Here is a 16,601-nt window from a genome sequence, read left to right as displayed (position 1 = left end):
TCAGCCCAAGTCGTCGGACGTTTCAGCCACTGATCGGCGCAGGCGTCGGATCGTCTTGTCGCTCTTGACCCGTTCGCCCAGTGCCTCCGGGGTCCAGGCATCGGCCGGGATGTCGGTGGCGGCCGTCGAACCGGGGATCGGGGCGGGGCCGTCGCCCCCCACGGCGGCGGAGCCCTCGTTGCCGTTGCCGTCGCCGTAGGCCCCCTTGGCCGGGCGCCGCTTGCGCTCGGGTGCGTCGACACCCGGCGCCAGACGGCGGGTGGTGATGAGGAAGCCCGTGTGCCCGTGCATCCGGTGCTGGGGACGCACGGCCAGACCCTCGAGGTGCCAGCCCCGCACGAGCGACTCCCAGGCGGAGGGCTCGGTGTAGCCGCCGTGGGCGCGGATGCCCTCGGCGACCCGGCTCAGCTGGGTGGTCGTCGCGACGTAGCAGATGAGCACCCCACCCGGGATCAACGCCTCCGAGACGGCGTCGAGGCACTCCCATGGCGCGAGCATGTCGAGCACCACGCGGTCGACGGTGCCTGACTCGGCCACCGTCGGTAGCGACTCGACGAGGTCACCCACCGTCACGGTCCAGGCCGGGTGGTCACCACCGAAGAAGGCGCGACCGTTGCCGCGGGCGATCTGGGCGAAGTCCTCGCGACGCTCGAACGACAGCAGGCGGCCGCTCTCGCCGATGGCCCTCAGCAGCGACATCGACAGCGCCCCGCTGCCGACACCGGCCTCGACGACCGTCGCCCCGGGGAAGATGTCGGCCATCTGGACGATCTGGCCCGAGTCCTTGGGGTAGACGACCGCGGCCCCGCGCGGCATCGACATGACGTAGTCGCTGAGAAGCGGGCGGAGCGCGAGGTACTCGACGCCGGCCGTGTTGGTCACGACGGAGCCGTCGTGTGAGCCGATGAGGTCGTCGTGGCGCAGGAAGCCGCGGTGGGTGTGGAACTCGCGGCCGGGCTCGAGCGTGATGGTGTGCAGACGACCCTTCGGGTCGGTCAGCTGCACCCGCTCCCCCACCTCGAAGACGCCGCGGCGGTTGTGGGCTGCACCCGTGACGAGGGGCTGTGCGGCGTCGGTCATGGGAGCACAGTCTAGGTGCCCGTGGAGCGGCCTCCGGACACGCGACGGAGCGCGCCCGCCTCCACCTCGTAGCGGCTCTGTCGACCGCTGGGGCCACCGAAGAACCGACGACGCAGAGAGCCGTCGAGCTCGACCAGGTCACCCGCCTGCAGCCTCAGGGCGGTGCGCCTCGTCGCGGCCGTCCAGCACACGACGTCGATCGTGTCGACGGTGGCGCGGCGGGGCCCGTCTGCGGCGTCCTTGCGCCGGCGCGGCGGCTCTGCGCGCGGGACCACGACCCGCAGGGTGACGATGCGGTCGCCGCTCGGCAGCTCACGCTCCTCGCCCGGAGCCGCGACCCTGCCTGCGAGGACGACCTCGTTGCGCCCCGCGGGCGGGTCGGCCGGTGTCTCGGTTGCTGTCCTGGTTGCCGTTCTGGTCGCCGTCTCCGACGGCGTCCTGCTCGTGCCCATGGTCACTCCCTCCGGCCCGCCCGTCGGGCCCTGGGCCCACGCTCGCCCACCACTGCGCGCGGTGCACCAGCCTGCGGAGTCCTGTGGACAGCAACCCCGGAGGTCACAGGGATGTGGACAGCGCCGGTCAGCGCCGGTCAGCGCCGGTCAGCGCCGGTCAGCGCCGGCGGCGGCGTCCCAGCTCGGCGCCCACGACCGCGTTGATGCGCTCGGCGGTGGCCAGTCCGCGTACGTCGCGCGTGGCCTCGTCGATGACCACCGCTTGAGACAGGTCGCGCTCGCTCATCACCCGGATCAGGTCGGTCAGCACGGCATCGCCCGCCAGGGCGACCACCCACGAGGCGGGCTGGGCGATGGTGACCGACGCGACGGCCGTGCGGCCCCGGGCATCCTCGGGCACCCCTACCGCGGAATCGGCGTCGACGAGCCCCAGCGGCCACCCGGCGGGGTCGGCGGCCGCCACGTGGACGCCCTGTGAGACAGCCGTCTCGACCTCGGAGACCGTCGTGGTGCCGGCGACGAGCACGACCGGCTCGAGCACGTCGGTCGCCAGCCCCGAAGTGACCTCCTGGATGTGACCGGCCCGGACGGCAGCCGACGCGCCCTGCCACAGGAAGAAGGCGATCGCCACCGGCCAGACGATGTCGAAGATCTCGGGTGCGCGTCCTTCGATCAGGGGGCGGACGGCGAACCAGGCCACCGTCAGCACCGCCACCACGCGACCGAGCCAGCCGGCGGCGACCAACCCGCGGCCACGGCTTCCGGTAGCCCGCCAGACGAGCGCGCTGACGATCTGGCCGCCATCGAGCGGCAGCCCCGGCAAAAGGTTGAACAGGCCGACCAGCAGGTTGGCGAAGGCCACGATGCCGAGCAGCGTCAGGGCGGTCTCGTTCGTGGTGAGCGCCCGGACGCCCCAGACCAGAGCAGCGAGAAGCAGGTTCGACAGCGGGCCCACGACGGCCACGAGGGCGGTCGTCCCCGGCGAGCTGCGGGTCGCGTCGTAGACGGTGTGGCCGCCCCAGACGTCGGCGACGATGCGGCTGACCGGGTGGCCGCGCCACTGTGCCGCCAGCGCGTGGGCCGCCTCGTGCACGAGCACCGACACGAGCAGCAGCACGGCGTAGCCGGCGGCCAGCAGGTAGCCGTAGGCCGGGCCCCGGTCTGCCCGCGCGAGGTTGGGGCCGAACACCACGACGATGAGCACCGCGATGAGCGGCCACGAACGGCCGAGATACACCGGGGTGCCGGCGAGGCTGCCGATCCGCCACCCGTGGGAGGTGCCCCGGCGGGCGGGAGTGCTCATCCTCCAACCCTAGGGCCTGCCCGACCCCCGACCTTTGCCGGACCGATCCGCCGCCTGTGGGTCGCGTCGGGGGCCTGTCGCCGCTGCGGCATACAGTCGGGCCATGGTCTCAGCGCTGTCCCCGAGTCGGGCCTCCGACTTCATGTCGTGCCCGATGCTCTATCGCTTTCGGGTCATCGACAAGCTCCCCTCGCCACCCACCCAGGCGACCGCTCGGGGCACGCTCGTCCACGCCGTCCTCGAGCGTCTCTTCGACCTCCCGGCGGCCGAGCGCACGATCGACGCGGCAGTCGGGCTGGTGCCCCAGGAGTGGGAGCGGCTCGCCGACGAGGAGCCGGCGATGCTCGAGCTGCTGTCCGAGCAGCAGGGCCGCACGGACGAGTGGTTCGCGGGCGCGGCGTCCCTGCTCCAGACGTGGTTCGGCCTCGAGGACCCCACCCGGCTCGAGCCGGCCGAGCGCGAGCTCTACGTCGAGACCGAGATCGACGGGCTGGTCCTGCGTGGCTACGTCGACCGGCTCGACGTGGCACCCGGAGGAGCGATGCGCGTCGTGGACTACAAGACGGGGCGCTCGCCCTCGGAGCACTTCGAGGCCAAGGCCCTCTTCCAGATGAAGTTCTACGCGCTCGTCCTCTGGCGCCAGCGGGGTGTCATCCCCAAGCGCCTCCAGCTCGTCTACCTCGGCAACAGCGAGATCGTCGCCTACGAGCCCGACGAGCAGGACCTCCTCGGCACCGAGCGCAAGGTCAAGGCGCTCTGGGCCGCGATCGAGCGCGCGGCCACCACCGGTGACTGGCGCCCCAGCCCGAGCCGCCTCTGCGACTGGTGCGAGCACCGGGCGCTGTGCCCGGCCTGGGGCGGCACCCCGCCCCCGCTGCCGGTCGATGCCGCCGAGCGTGCCGTCGATCCTGCCGTCACCGGGCTGGTCGAGATCGACGCCTGAACGGCGTCGCACTGCACCCACGGTCGGCGTGTGCCGTCCAGTCCCCTCTCCCGCCAGGTGGGCGTATGCCGTCCGGCGTGGACCCGCGGTCCGGGCCGGACGGCATACGCCCCTCCCGCTCGTTCCGGTCAGGCGGTGAACTCGTCGGCGACGCCCAGTGCCTCGTCGAGGACTGCGAGGCCTTCCTCGGCCTCCGCCGGTGTGGTGGTGCAGGGCGGAACGACGTGCGTGCGGTTGAAGTGGGTGAACGGCCAGAGGCCCCGCTCCTTGCACGCGGCCGCGAAGGCCGCCATGGGCGCAGCGGCCTCGCCGCTCGCGTTGTACGGCACGAGCGGCTCGCGGGTCTCGCGGTCGCGGACGAGCTCGACGGCCCAGAACACCCCGAGGCCCCGCACCTCGCCCACGCTGGGGTGCCTCGCGGCGATCTCGCGCAACCGCGGGCCGATGACGTCGGTGCCGAGCATGCGGGCGTTCTCGATGATGCCCTCCTTGCGGAACGCGTTGATCGAGGCGACGGCCGAGGCGCACGCCAGGGGGTGGCCCGAGTAGGTGAGGCCGCCGGGGAAGGCGCGCTGGTCGAAGGTGGCACGGATCTCGTCGGAGATGACGACGCCACCGAGCGGCACGTAGCCGGAGTTCACCCCCTTGGCGAACGTGATGAGGTCGGGCCGCACTCCCCAGCGGTCGACGGCGAACCACTCGCCGCAGCGGCCGAAGGCGGCCATCACCTCGTCGGCGATGAGGATGATGCCCTGCTCGTCGCACAGCTCGCGGACCCCCTCCAGGTAGCCGTCCGGTGGCACGAGGATGCCGTTGGTGCCCACGACCGTCTCGAGGATGATCGCGGCGATGGTGTGAGCGCCCTCGACCATGATCGTGTCTCGCAGGTGCTGCAGGGCCCGGTCGCGCTCCTGCTCGTCGTCCTCGGCGTGGAAGGCCGAGCGGTAGGTGTACGGCCCCCAGAAGTGCACCACCCCGGGGTAGCCGGGCTCGGACGGCCAGCGGCGCGGGTCGCCGGTGAGGGTGATCGAGCCGGCGGTGGCGCCGTGGTAGCTCCGGTAGGTCGCCAGCACCTTGTGGCGTCCGGTGTGCAGGCGGGCCATCCGCATGGCGTTCTCGTTGGCCTCAGCGCCGCCGTTGGTGAAGAACACCGCCGAGAGGCCGTCCGGCGCGACCTCGGTGATGAGCCGCGCTGCCTCGCTGCGGGCGTCGTTGGCGAACGACGGCTGGATGGTCGCGAGCCGGCCGGCCTGCTCCTGGATCGCGGCCACGACCTTGGGGTGGTTGTAGCCGATGTTGACGTTGACGAGCTGGCTGCTGAAGTCGAGGTAGCGGGTGCCGGCGTAGTCCCAGAAGTACGACCCCTCGGCGCGGGCGATCGGCAGGGGGTCGATGAGCCCCTGTGCCGACCAGGAGTGGAAGACGTGGGCGCGGTCGAGGGCTCGCACCTCGTCCTCTCCCATCTGGTCGAGAAGGTCCTTGACGACGGTGCGGCGGTCCAGGTCGGTCATGGTGTTCTGCTCCTGTCTGTCGCCAGTCAGGGGGTGCGCGGGAAGCCGAGGTCGACGGTGGAAGTCGCCGGGTCGGGCCAGCGCTGCGTGACGACTTTTCCGCGGGTGTAGAAGTTGATCCCCTCCGGGCCGTACATGTGGGTGTCGCCGAAGAGGGAGTCCTTCCAGCCGCCGAACGAGTAGTAGGCGACGGGCACGGGGATCGGCACGTTGATGCCGACCATGCCGACCTCGACCTCGTTCTGGAAGCGGCGAGCCGCGCCGCCGTCGCGGGTGAAGATCGCTGTGCCGTTGGCGTACTGGTTGCGGTTGATGAGGGCCAGGCCCTCCTCGTACGTGTCGACCCGGACGACGGAGAGCACCGGCCCGAAGATCTCGTCTCGGTAGACCGTCATGTCGGGCGTCACGTCGTCGAGCAGCGTCATGCCGAGGAAGAAGCCGTCGGTCGGCACGTCCTGGTCGCGGCCGTCGACGACCACGGTGGCGCCCGCAGCCGCGCCGGCGGCGACGTAGCCGGCGACCTTGTCGCGGTGTTCCGCGGTGATGAGGGGGCCCATGTCGGTGCCCTCGGCAGCGCCGGGGCCGACCGTGAGCCCGGGCAGCCGGTCGGACACGGCGCGCACGAGCTCGTCACCGACGCCGCCCACGGCGACGGCGACGGACAGGGCCATGCACCGTTCGCCCGCGGCGCCGTAAGCCGCTGACACGATGGCGTCGGCCGCCATGTCGATGTCGGCGTCGGGCAGCACGAGGGCGTGGTTCTTGGCTCCGCCGAGGGCCTGGACCCGCTTGCCGTTCGCGGTGCCGCGCTCGTAGATGTACTTGGCGATGGGGGTCGAGCCGACGAAGCTGACCGCGGCGACGTCCTCGTGGTCGAGGAGCGCGTCCACGGCCTCCTTGTCGCCGTGGACGACGGTGAAGACGCCGTCGGGCAGGCCCGCCCGCTTCCACAGCTCGGCGAGGAACAGGGATGCCGACGGGTCCTTCTCACTGGGCTTGAGCACGAAGGTGTTGCCGCACGCGATCCCGTTGGCGCACATCCAGAGCGGCACCATGACCGGGAAGTTGAACGGCGTGATGCCCGCGACCACACCGAGCGGCTGCCGGATGCTGTAGACGTCGACGCCGGTCGCGGCCTGCTCGCTGAAACCCCCCTTGAGCAGCTGCGGGACGCCGGTGGCGAACTCGACGTTCTCGAGGCCACGGGCGATCTCGCCGACGGCGTCGGAGAGCACCTTGCCGTGCTCGGCGGTCACGACGGCGGCCAGGTCGTCGGTGTGAGTGTGGAGCAGCTCGCGGAAGGCGAAGAGCACAGCGGCGCGCTTCGAGAGCGAGCTCGTGCGCCAGTCGCGGCTCGCCGCGGCGGCGGTCTTGACCGCGGCATCGACCTCGGCGGCCGAGGCGAGGGCGACCTCGCCGGTCTGCCGGCCGGTCGCAGGGTCGTGGACGGGCGCGGTGCGGCCGGATGCGCCCGGGACGCGCGCGCCCTGGATCCAGTGGTCGATGGCGTTCACGGTGGGGCTGGTCATGGCGCCACGCTACGTGCCAGCAATGCCCCACACAAAGCATCGATTGCTATGTTACGAACATGCGAGCCCAGATCTCCGCCATCGAGGAGCGCCTCGACGCACCGACGGCGAAGGGACTGGCGCAGGCGGTGTCGCGGGCCATCCGCGACGCCACGCTGCTGCCCGGCGACCAGCTGCCGCCGATCCGCCGAGTGGCGGAGGAGCTGATGATGTCGCCGACCACCGTCAGCGCGGCCTGGCAGCTGCTCGCCCGGTCGGGAACCATCCGCTCCGACGGCCGGCGCGGGACCACAGTGGCACCGACGACGCGCGGCGGTGAGCGCTACAGCCGGGCGCTGCGCCACGCGTCGCCGGTCAGCCTCGACCTGTCGACGGGGATCCCCGACGGACGGCTGCTGCCGTCCCTGCACCCGGTGCTGACCCGACTCGACGACCCGGCCACCCCGAGCAGCTACCTCGACGACCCGCTGCTCGACGAGCTGCGGAGCGCGCTGCTGCGCGACTGGCCGTATGCCGCCGAAGAGCTCCTCGTCGTCGACGGCGCCATGGACGCCCTCGACCTCGTCACGCGCGTCCTGCTCCGGCCCGGCGACCTGGTCGTGGTCGAGAACCCCGGGTTCCCGCCGCTGCTCGACCTGCTCGAGGACCGCGGCGTGGACGTGGTGGGCGTGCCGCTCGACGAGACCGGCATCGACCTCGACCGGATCGAGGCCCTGCTCCCCCGTCGCCCGGTCGCAGTGGTGATCCAGCCGCGCGGTCAGAACCCCACCGGCATCTCGATGTCACCCACCCGGGCCCGTCGCCTCGCCACGCTCCTCAAGGGTCGAGACTGCATCGTCATCGAGGACGACTCCAGCGGCCCCATCTCCAGCTCGTCGCCGATCAGCCTCGGGGCCTGGATCCCCGACCAGGTGCTGCACATCCGCAGCTACAGCAAGTCCCACGGCCCCGACCTGCGCATCGCTGCGCTGAGCGGCCCCGCGGCCCTGCTCGCCCCGGTGCGTCGCTCGCGCGCCCTCGGCCAGGGCTGGACGAGCCGGCTGCTCCAACGCGTCCTCGCATCGCTGCTCAGCGACGAGACGTGTCAAGGTCAGATCGCCTCTGCGAGAGCGGAGTACGCGCGCCGCCGCGAGCTCGTCGTGACGCGGCTCGCCGAGCACGGCATCACCGTTCCCGGCTCCGACGGGCTCAACGTCTGGGTGCCCGTGCGCGACGAGGCAGCCGCCGTCCTGCGCCTGGCCAGTCACGGAATCGCCGTGACCCCTGGCTCACCGTTCTCGGTCGATCCGGTCAACGGCGCTGCCGGCCACGTCCGGGTGACCACGGGTCTCGTGCGTCACGACCACGTCGAGGTGGCCGACCTCGTGGCGGAGGCGGCAGCKGCCGGGGCGTGGACCGCCCAGCACCGCTGAGGCGCGTGAATCCGTTGCGCCTCAGTCGCGTTCGGCGTTGCGGGCCTGGACGCGGGCGTCCTCGGCTCGCACCTGAGTCAGGATGTCGCGCTCGGCCACCAGCCACGACGGCATCTCCTCGAGGAGCGCCTTGATCTCGTCGGTCGTCAAGTGCTCGCCCACGCCGGCCCGCACGAGCCCGCTGCCGGAGACGCCCAGGCGCCGAGCCGACTCCTGGCGGGTGTGGGGACCGTTGCGACGCAGCGACGCGAGCCACTCGGGCGGGTCGGCCTGCAGCGCGTTGAGCTCGTCGCGGCTGACGACGCCGTCCTGGAAGTCCGCAGGTGTCTCCGAGAGCAGCACCCCGAGCTTCTTGGCGGCCGTCTGGGGCTTCATCGTCTGCGACTTCGGCGAGGGCATGGGCCCAGCCTAGGGCGTGCGCGGAGTCCGACGTGACAGCGTGGTTGTCCGGCGGGCGGGGTCCTCTACGCTCGTGACGTGTCCGAAGCCGAAACAGGGAGCCCACCGGACGGCGGGTCGCCGTTCCGCGTCGAGTTCGTCCCCGGCGTGACGCCCGACAAGTGGCTGCGGGTCTGGGCCCGGCGTCTGCCCGACTCCCCCATCGAGGCCGTCCCGGCCGACGACGCCGACGTCCTGGGGCACCTGCGCGACGAGACCTCCTCGATGGCGCTGCTGCGACTGCCCGTCGAGAGGCACGGCCTGCATGTCATCCCCCTCTACGAGGAGGTCCCGGTCGTCGTGGTCGCGAAGGACCACGTCGTCGCGGCGTTCGACGAGGTGGAGGTCGCCGATCTGGCCACCGAGGTGCTGATGCAGCACCCCGACCTCGTCCCCGAATGGGCCGGCGTGGCGGCCCCGGAGGTCAGGGAGCGGTCGGCGGCGATGCCCCCCATGTCGACCAAGCAGGCGATCTCGGTCGTTGCCACCGGTTCCGGCATCGTGATCGTCCCGATGTCGGTCGCGCGCCTGCACCATCGCAAGGACGTCGTCCACCGGCCGGTCAACGGGGTTGCCCTCTCCGGGGTGGCGCTCGCGTGGCGGGTCGATGACGACGACCCGCGCCTGGAGGAGTTCATCGGCATCGTGCGCGGTCGCACCGAACGCAGCACACGCGGGGGTCCGGGGGCGTCCGCCGGAGCATCCGCCGACACATCGGCCGGCCGGGCTGCCCGGGACGAGCCCAAGCGCAAGGGCACGAGCAAGGACGGCCCCAAGCACGCGCGTACGCACCAGAAGCCGGGTGGCGCCAAGAGGTCGTCAGGTGCCGGCGCGAACACCCGTCGCAGCCGTGGCGGCGCCGCAGGCGGGCGGGGCCGGCGCAAGGGCGGCCGGTGACCCCGTCGCCCGGCGACGTGACCTCAGCGCGCCGAGCGCACCGCCGCGACGATCCGCGTGAGGTCGGCTGCCGAGACTCCCGCCAGGGTGTCGATGTGCACTGCGCCCTCGATCTCTGGCACAGGGACGACGTGCGGGATCGCGATCGTGGGCACGCCCGCGGCGGTCGCCGAACGGACGCCGGCCGGCGAGTCCTCCAGCGCCACACAGTCGGCCGGTTCGGCACCGACGAGCCGAGCCGCCGCCAGGTAGGGCTCGGGATGCGGCTTGCCGTGGCTGACCTCGTCACCGGTGACGAGGGCCTGGAACACGCCCTCGGGCAGGCGTCCCACGACCATGTCGGCGAGGGTGCGCCATGACATGGTGACGAGCAACGAGGGCACCCCGAGCTCGCCCAGCTCGAGCAGCAGCTCGCGGGCACCCGGTCGCCACGGCACGCGCTGCTCCACCTGCGAGATGACGCGCGCCAGCAGCGCGTCGATGATCTCCGGCACCGTCAGCTCGATGCCCGACTGGTCGAGGATCAGCTGCGCCGACACCTCGAGCGCGTTGCCCACCAGCTGGTGCGCGAACTCGTCGTTCCACACGCCGCCGTGCTGGGCCACGAGCTCGTGCTCGGCCTGGATCCAGTACGGCTCGGTGTCGACGAGCGTGCCGTCCATGTCCCAGAGGACCGCGGCGGGGTAGGTGGGCGGCGCGCTGTCGGTGTGCGCGGCCTGCGAGAGGGTCACCGGGTCAGTCCTCAGGGTCGTAGGCGAGGTTGGCGGAGAGCCAGCGCTCCGCCTCGGCGAGGGTCCAGCCCTTGCGGTCGGCGTAGTCCTGCACCTGGTCGCGGCCGAGCCGGCCGACGACGAAGTACTGGGACTGCGGGTGCGAGAAGTACCAGCCCGACACCGAGGCGCCCGGGGCCATGGCCATGCTCTCGGTGAGGGTCATGCCCGTGTTGGCCTCGACGTCGAGGAGGCGCCACAGCGTCTGCTTCTCGGTGTGCTCGGGGCACGCGGGATAGCCGGGCGCGGGCCGGATGCCGGCGTACTGCTCCTTGATGAGCGCGACGTTGTCGAGGTGCTCGTCAGGCGCATAGCCCCAGAACTCCTTGCGCACGCGTTCGTGCAGTCGCTCGGCGAAGGCCTCGGCGAGCCGGTCGGCCAGCGACTCGAGCAGGATCGCGTCGTAGTCGTCGAGATCGGCCCTGAACTTCGCCACGCGCTCCTGGCTGCCGAGGCCGGCCGTCACGGCGAACCCGCCGACCCAGTCGCGCCTGCCCTTCGGGGCGACGTAGTCGGCGAGGGAGCGGTTGGGCACCCCCGCGCGGTGGTCGCCCTGCTGGCGGAGGTGGTGCAGCACCGCGAGAGGCTCGGTGCGCTCGTCGTCGAGGTAGACCTCGACGTCGTCGCCGGTGGAGTTGGCCGGCCAGAACCCGATGACCCCGTTGGCGCGCAGCCATCGCTCCTCGACGATGCGGTGGAGCATCGCCTGCGCGTCGTCGTAGAGCTTGCGGGCCGCCTGCCCGCTGGCCGGGTTGTTGAGGATGTCGGGGAAGCTCCCCTTGAGCTCCCAGGCGTTGAAGAACGGCTGCCAGTCGATGTAGCGGCGCAGCTCGCCGAGCGAGTAGTCGTGGAACACCTTGACGTGCTGGGACGCCCGGTGCGACCGGGTGATCGACGAGACGTCGTGGTCCTGCTGGAGCAGCAGGTGCGGGTGCGGCGGACGGTAGGCGGACCAGTCGATCTCGCTGCGCCGTTCCCGCGCCTGCTCGAGCGTCAGGAGCGGCCGGTCGTGCTTCGTGGCGTGCCGGGCACGCAGCGCGTCGTAGTCGTCCTTGACCTTGGCCAGCAGCTTCGGCCGCTGCTCGTCGCTGAGCAGCGCGGCTGCGGTGGGCACCGAGCGGGAGGCGTCCTTGACCCAGACGACGGGCCCGTCGTAGCGCTGGTCGACCTTGACGGCCGTGTGGGCGCGTGACGTCGTCGCCCCACCGATGAGGAGCGGGATGGTGAGGCCCTGGCGCTGCATCTCCGCGGCGAAGCCGACCATCTCGTCGAGGGAGGGGGTGATCAGGCCCGAGAGCCCGATGATGTCGGCGTCGTGCTCCTTGGCGGCGTCGAGGATCTTCTGGGCGGGCACCATGACCCCGAGGTCGATGACCTCGTAGTTGTTGCACTGGAGCACCACCCCGACGATGTTCTTGCCGATGTCGTGGACATCGCCCTTGACGGTCGCCATGACGATCGTGCCGTTGGTGTCCTTGGCCTTGGCCAGCTCCGGGTCCTTCGCCTTCTCCTCCTCGATGAAAGGGATGAGGTAGGCGACGGCCTTCTTCATGACTCGGGCGCTCTTGACCACCTGCGGGAGGAACATCTTGCCCGAGCCGAAGAGGTCGCCCACGACGTTCATGCCGTCCATGAGGGGACCCTCGATGACCTCGATGGGCCGTCCACCCCGCTCGGCGATGTCGGCGCGGAGCAGCTCGGTGTCGGCCTCGATGTGCGCGTCGATGCCCTTCACGAGGGAGTGCGTGATGCGCTCACCGAGCGGGAGCGCGCGCCACTCCTCCTCGGTGACCTCGGCCGCCTGGCCGACCTTGTTGTACTCCTCGGCGATCTCGAGGAGCCGCTCCGCGGCGTCGGGCCGACGGTTCAGCACGACGTCCTCGATGCGTTCGCGCAGCTCGGCGTCCACCTCGTCGTAGACGGCTAGGGCGCCGGCGTTGACGATTCCCATGTCGAGGCCCGCCGCGATGGCGTGGTAGAGGAAGACGGCGTGGATCGCCTCGCGCACCGGGTTGTTGCCGCGGAAGCTGAACGAGACGTTCGAGATGCCCCCGGACACCTTGGCGCCCGGCAGGTTCTCCTTGATCCAGCGCGTCGCCTCGATGAAGTCGAGCCCGTACGACGCGTGCTCCTCGATGCCCGTCGCCACGGCGAACACGTTGGGGTCGAAGATGATGTCCTCGGCCGGGAAGCCGACCTGCTCGGTCAGCAGCCCGTACGCGCGTGAGCAGATCTGCTTGCGGCGCTCGAGGGAGTCGGCCTGACCGTCCTCGTCGAACGCCATGACGACCGCGGCAGCGCCGTACTTGCGCACGAGGCGGGCGTGCTCGAGGAAGGACTCCTCCCCCTCCTTGAGCGAGATCGAGTTGACGATCGCCTTGCCCTGGACGCACTTGAGCCCGGCCTCGATGACCTCCCACTTCGAGGAGTCGACCATGACCGGGACCCGACTGATGTCGGGCTCGCTCGCGACGAGCTTGAGGAAGCGGTCCATCGCCGCGACCCCGTCGATCATGCCCTCGTCCATGTTGACGTCGATGACCTGCGCGCCGCTCTCGACCTGCTGGGCAGCGACCGAGAGTGCGGTGTCGTAGTCGCCGTCCTTGATCAGGGTGCGGAAGCGCGCCGAGCCGGTGATGTTGGTGCGCTCACCGACGTTGACGAAAAGGCTGTCGTCGGTGATGGTGAACGGCTCGAGGCCCGAGAGGCGCATGGCGGGCTCGATGGCGCGGCGCTCGCGCACGGCCTTGCTGTCGACAGCCTTGGCGATCGCCGCGATGTGCTCGGGCGTCGTGCCGCAGCAGCCGCCCACGAGGTTGACGAGCCCCGCCTCGGCGAACTCGCCGACGATGGCCGCGGTCTCGTCGGGCGCCTCGTCGTACTCACCGAACGCGTTGGGCAGGCCGGCGTTGGGGTAGCAGGAGACGAAGGAGTCGGCGAGGCGGGCCATCTCGGCGATGTAGGGCCGCATCTCCTTGGCACCGAGGGCGCAGTTGAGCCCGACGGCGAGCGGGGAGACGTGTCGGATGGAGTCCCAGAACGCCTCGGTCACCTGCCCCGAGAGGGTGCGTCCGGAGGCGTCGGTGATGGTGCCCGAGACGACGACGGGCCAGCGCCGCCCCTGCTCCTCGAAGAGGGTCTCGACGGCGAAGATCGCAGCCTTGGCGTTGAGGGTGTCGAAGATCGTCTCGATGAAGATGAGGTCGCTGCCGCCGTCGACGAGCCCACGAGCGGCCTCGAGGTAGGCGGCCACGAGCTGGTCGTAGGAGACGTTGCGCGCGCCAGGATCGTTGACGTCGGGCGAGATCGAGGCCGTACGCGTCGTCGGCCCGAGCGCGCCCGCCACGTAGCGCGGCTGGTCGGGAGTGCGCCCCGCCATGGCGTCGGCCTCGCGACGGGCCAGCGCGGCCGACTCGAAGTTGAGCTCGTAGGCGAGCTCCTCCATGCCGTAGTCGGACAGCGAGATGGCGTTGGCGTTGAACGTGTTGGTCTCGATGATGTCGGCGCCGGCCTCGAGGTACTCGCGGTGGATGCCGGCGATGATGTCGGGCGCCGTCAGCGTCAGGAGGTCGTTGTTTCCCTGCACGTCGCTCGGCCAGTCGGCGAAGCGCTCGCCACGGTAGCCCGCCTCGTCGGGGCGGTCGCGCTGGATGGCCGTGCCCATGGCGCCGTCGAGGACCATGATGCGCTGTCCGAGGATCGCGGTCAGGCTCTCGGTGGCGTCGGGTCGCTGTTGCGACAGGGACACGATGGCTCCTCTCTGCGGCGCGGGTGTGCGCCGTGGGACGGGACCGCCCTGATTCTACGGACCTCACGGGTCGCACGCTCCACCGCCCGCACTGCGGGCAGCGGTGGCGGCGGGTTGCGGCTCCGCTCCGCATCGGAGCCCGCCCACCGGCATACGGCGGCACGCCCGGCAACCCCGACGACTCCGGCGCCGTGGGGGCGCCAGGACCTAGGCTGAAGGTGTGGACGCGAGGGCGGCCACGGTGAAGGAGATGACGTGCTGGAGTTCGAGGACGTGCCGGAGCTGACGAACCCGGTGCTCATCGCGGCCTTCGAAGGCTGGAACGACGCCGGCGAGGCTGCCACGAGCGCCGTTCGGCACCTCGCCGAGGTCTGGGATGCGGAGGTCGTGGCCGCGTTCGACCCCGAGGAGTACTACGACTTCCAGGTCAACCGACCGCGGGTCTCCTTCGAGGACGGACGGCGCATGCTGTCGTGGCCCACGACGCGCATCCTCGTCGCCACCGAGACGGGCCTCGGTCGCGACGTCGTGCTCGTGCAGGGCATCGAGCCGTCGATGCGCTGGCGCGCGTTCTCCATCGAGCTGCTCGAGCTCGCCGAGCAGCTCGGCGTGACGACGATCGTCACGATCGGCGCGCTCCTCGCCGACGTGCCCCACACCCGCCCGATCCCGGTGACGGCGACGGCCGAGGACGAGGCGGCCATCCACCGCTTCGACGTCGAGGCGTCGCGCTACGAGGGCCCGACCGGCATCGTCGGCGTGCTGAGCAACACCGCCAGTGACAGCGGCATCCCGACGGTGTCCGCCTGGGCGGCCGTGCCGCACTACGCCGGGGCCGCGCCGTCGCCCAAGGCGACTCTGAGCCTGCTGCGCCGCATCGAGTCGCTGCTCGGCATCACCGTGCCGCACGGCGACCTCGAGGAGAACGCCAGGGCCTGGGAGCGCGGCGTCGACGAGCTCGCGCAGTCCGACGAGGAGGTCGCCGAGTACGTCCAGTCGCTCGAGGAGGCCCAGGACACCGCAGAGCTCCCCGAGGCCAGCGGTGACGCGATCGCCCGCGAGTTCGAGCGCTACCTCCGCGGCCGCGACGACGACCAGACCGGCCGCTAACCCGATCAGGTGCGGATCAGTCCGCGTTCGATGTCGTCAGGCAACACCCCTTGCCGACTGATCTGCAGACTGATCTGCAGACAGATCTGCGTCGGTTCAGAGGCGGACGCCGAGGAGGGCGTCGAGGGCGCGGCCGAGCACGCCCGGTGCACCCGGGTCGTCACCGCCGCGCGACAGCGCCTGGCTGGCCCACCGGTCGACGGCGCCGAGCGCACGCGGGCTGTCGAGGTCGTCGGCGAGGGCCGCGCGGATGTCGTCGACGGTCTGGTCTGCGACCGGACCACCGTTGCCCGACAACGCCTTCCGCCACGTGTCGAGCCGCTGCTGCGCCTCGACGAGCTGGTCGTCCTCGTAGATCCAGTCCTCCGAGTGGTGCCGGGCCAGCAGCGCGAGCCGGATCGCCATCGGGTCGACGCCCTCGCGGCGCAGCTGTGAGACGAGCACGAGGTTGCCCTTGCTCTTGCTCATCTTCTCGCCGTCGAGGCCCACCATCCCCTGGTGCACGAAGGCCCCGGCGAAGGAGCTTGACCCACTGAGCGCACGGCCGTGGGCGGCACTCATCTCGTGGTGCGGGAAGACGAGGTCGGTGCCGCCACCCTGCACGTCGACGGGGACGCCGAGGTGGTCCAGCGCGATGCAGGCGCACTCGATGTGCCACCCCGGGCGGCCGGAGCCGAGCGACCCACCGTCCCACTCGGGCTCGCCCTCGCGGTGGGCCCGCCAGAGCAGGGCGTCGAGCCGGTTGCGCTTGCCCGCACGGTCGGGGTCTCCTCCACGCTCCTCGAACACCTCGAGCATGCCGACCTCGTCGAGATGGCTCACCGACCCGAAGCGCGGGTCCTTCGCCACGTCGAAGTAGTAGTCCTGCGCACCGTCGCGCGACGCGTCGGGCGCGGCGACGGCATACGCCCAGCCGTCGGCGACGAGCTTCTCGATCGGCCCCACGAACGTCGGGATGCTCTCGACGGCGCCGAGGTACTCGTCGGGCGGGATCACGGCGAGAGCGGTCATGTCCTCGCGGAAGAGGGCGATCTCGCGGGTGGCCAGGTCGCGCCAGTCGACTCCGTCGCGCTCGGCCCGCTCGAGCAGGGGGTCGTCGATGTCGGTGATGTTCTGGACGTAGCGCACGCTGTGGCCGCTGTCACGGAGCACCCGACCGAGCAGGTCGAAGGTGACGTAGGTGGCGGCGTGGCCGAGGTGCGTCGCATCGTAGGGCGTGATGCCGCAGACGTAGATCGTGGCGGCGTCACCGCCGGCGGCGGGCACGAGCTCGCCGGATGCCGTGTCGCGGACCCGCACCTCGGGTGCGCTGCCGGGGACCTGGGGGATGAACGGCATCGGCCAGCTTCTCACCCCGAGACTCTATCCCGCGGGTCGACGCAGACCCCGCGGGGGTTCGTGCGGGGGA

General features: G+C 71.4%; 13 protein-coding genes. 4 read left to right on the top strand and 9 right to left on the bottom strand.

Annotated features, from left to right (window positions below; genetic code table 11):
- From AC1DE0_RS18485 to AC1DE0_RS18475, 3 genes are all read right to left on the bottom strand, one after another.
- Positions 1-1,080, bottom strand: a complete 1,080-nt coding sequence (locus AC1DE0_RS18485; protein WP_478103745.1) for a tRNA (adenine-N1)-methyltransferase — start codon at positions 1,078-1,080, stop codon at positions 1-3.
- Positions 1,081-1,091: 11 nt separating this feature from the next.
- Positions 1,092-1,532: a single-stranded DNA-binding protein gene (locus AC1DE0_RS18480; protein WP_478103740.1), complete on the bottom strand. Its 441-nt coding sequence runs from the start codon at positions 1,530-1,532 to the stop codon at positions 1,092-1,094.
- Between the two features lie 157 nt (positions 1,533-1,689).
- Positions 1,690-2,835, bottom strand: coding sequence for a site-2 protease family protein (locus tag AC1DE0_RS18475; RefSeq protein ID WP_478103735.1), 1,146 nt, complete (start codon positions 2,833-2,835; stop codon positions 1,690-1,692).
- Positions 2,836-2,938: 103 nt separating this feature from the next.
- On the opposite strand from AC1DE0_RS18475, the gene AC1DE0_RS18470 reads away from it, so the two are divergent.
- Positions 2,939-3,778, top strand: coding sequence for a RecB family exonuclease (locus AC1DE0_RS18470; RefSeq protein ID WP_478103730.1), 840 nt, complete (start codon positions 2,939-2,941; stop codon positions 3,776-3,778).
- A 128-nt stretch (positions 3,779-3,906) separates the two neighbouring features.
- On the opposite strand, the gene AC1DE0_RS18465 is transcribed toward AC1DE0_RS18470, so the two are convergent.
- Both AC1DE0_RS18465 and AC1DE0_RS18460 read right to left on the bottom strand, forming a co-directional pair.
- Positions 3,907-5,289: an aminotransferase class III-fold pyridoxal phosphate-dependent enzyme gene (locus AC1DE0_RS18465; protein ID WP_478103725.1), complete on the bottom strand. Its 1,383-nt coding sequence runs from the start codon at positions 5,287-5,289 to the stop codon at positions 3,907-3,909.
- Between the two features lie 26 nt (positions 5,290-5,315).
- Positions 5,316-6,818, bottom strand: a complete 1,503-nt coding sequence (locus tag AC1DE0_RS18460; protein WP_478103721.1) for a CoA-acylating methylmalonate-semialdehyde dehydrogenase — start codon at positions 6,816-6,818, stop codon at positions 5,316-5,318.
- A gap of 59 nt (positions 6,819-6,877) precedes the next feature.
- Here AC1DE0_RS18460 and AC1DE0_RS18455 point away from each other — a divergent pair, with 59 nt between their 5' ends.
- Positions 6,878-8,230 (top strand): aminotransferase-like domain-containing protein, encoded by a 1,353-nt coding sequence (locus tag AC1DE0_RS18455; protein WP_478103717.1) that lies wholly within the window; start codon positions 6,878-6,880, stop codon positions 8,228-8,230.
- A gap of 21 nt (positions 8,231-8,251) precedes the next feature.
- Here AC1DE0_RS18455 and AC1DE0_RS18450 read toward each other — a convergent pair whose 3' ends face one another.
- Complete coding sequence (locus AC1DE0_RS18450) at positions 8,252-8,629, bottom strand: DUF5997 family protein (protein ID WP_478103712.1); 378 nt, start codon at positions 8,627-8,629, stop codon at positions 8,252-8,254.
- Between the two features lie 78 nt (positions 8,630-8,707).
- Here AC1DE0_RS18450 and AC1DE0_RS18445 point away from each other — a divergent pair, with 78 nt between their 5' ends.
- The gene (locus AC1DE0_RS18445) at positions 8,708-9,565 is read left to right on the top strand and encodes a LysR substrate-binding domain-containing protein (RefSeq protein WP_478103708.1); all 858 of its coding nucleotides are present in this window, start codon (positions 8,708-8,710) and stop codon (positions 9,563-9,565) included.
- A gap of 23 nt (positions 9,566-9,588) precedes the next feature.
- Here AC1DE0_RS18445 and AC1DE0_RS18440 read toward each other — a convergent pair whose 3' ends face one another.
- Together AC1DE0_RS18440 and metH are read right to left on the bottom strand one after the other, a co-directional pair.
- Positions 9,589-10,296 (bottom strand): HAD family hydrolase, encoded by a 708-nt coding sequence (locus AC1DE0_RS18440; RefSeq protein WP_478103704.1) that lies wholly within the window; start codon positions 10,294-10,296, stop codon positions 9,589-9,591.
- Positions 10,297-10,300: 4 nt separating this feature from the next.
- Positions 10,301-14,083: a methionine synthase gene (gene metH / locus AC1DE0_RS18435; RefSeq protein WP_478103700.1), complete on the bottom strand. Its 3,783-nt coding sequence runs from the start codon at positions 14,081-14,083 to the stop codon at positions 10,301-10,303.
- Positions 14,084-14,338: 255 nt separating this feature from the next.
- Here metH and AC1DE0_RS18430 point away from each other — a divergent pair, with 255 nt between their 5' ends.
- Complete coding sequence (locus AC1DE0_RS18430; RefSeq protein WP_478103698.1) at positions 14,339-15,193, top strand: PAC2 family protein; 855 nt, start codon at positions 14,339-14,341, stop codon at positions 15,191-15,193.
- Positions 15,194-15,289: 96 nt separating this feature from the next.
- Here the strand turns inward: AC1DE0_RS18430 and mshC are convergent, their stop codons facing one another.
- Entirely contained in the window at positions 15,290-16,531 is a 1,242-nt protein-coding gene (gene mshC / locus AC1DE0_RS18425; RefSeq protein ID WP_478103694.1) for a cysteine--1-D-myo-inosityl 2-amino-2-deoxy-alpha-D-glucopyranoside ligase, read from the bottom strand.
- Positions 16,532-16,601 lie beyond the last annotated feature (70 nt).

This window comes from Terrabacter sp. 05T424, assembly GCF_056396225.1.
This window is presented reverse-complemented; position numbering and strand designations above follow the sequence as displayed.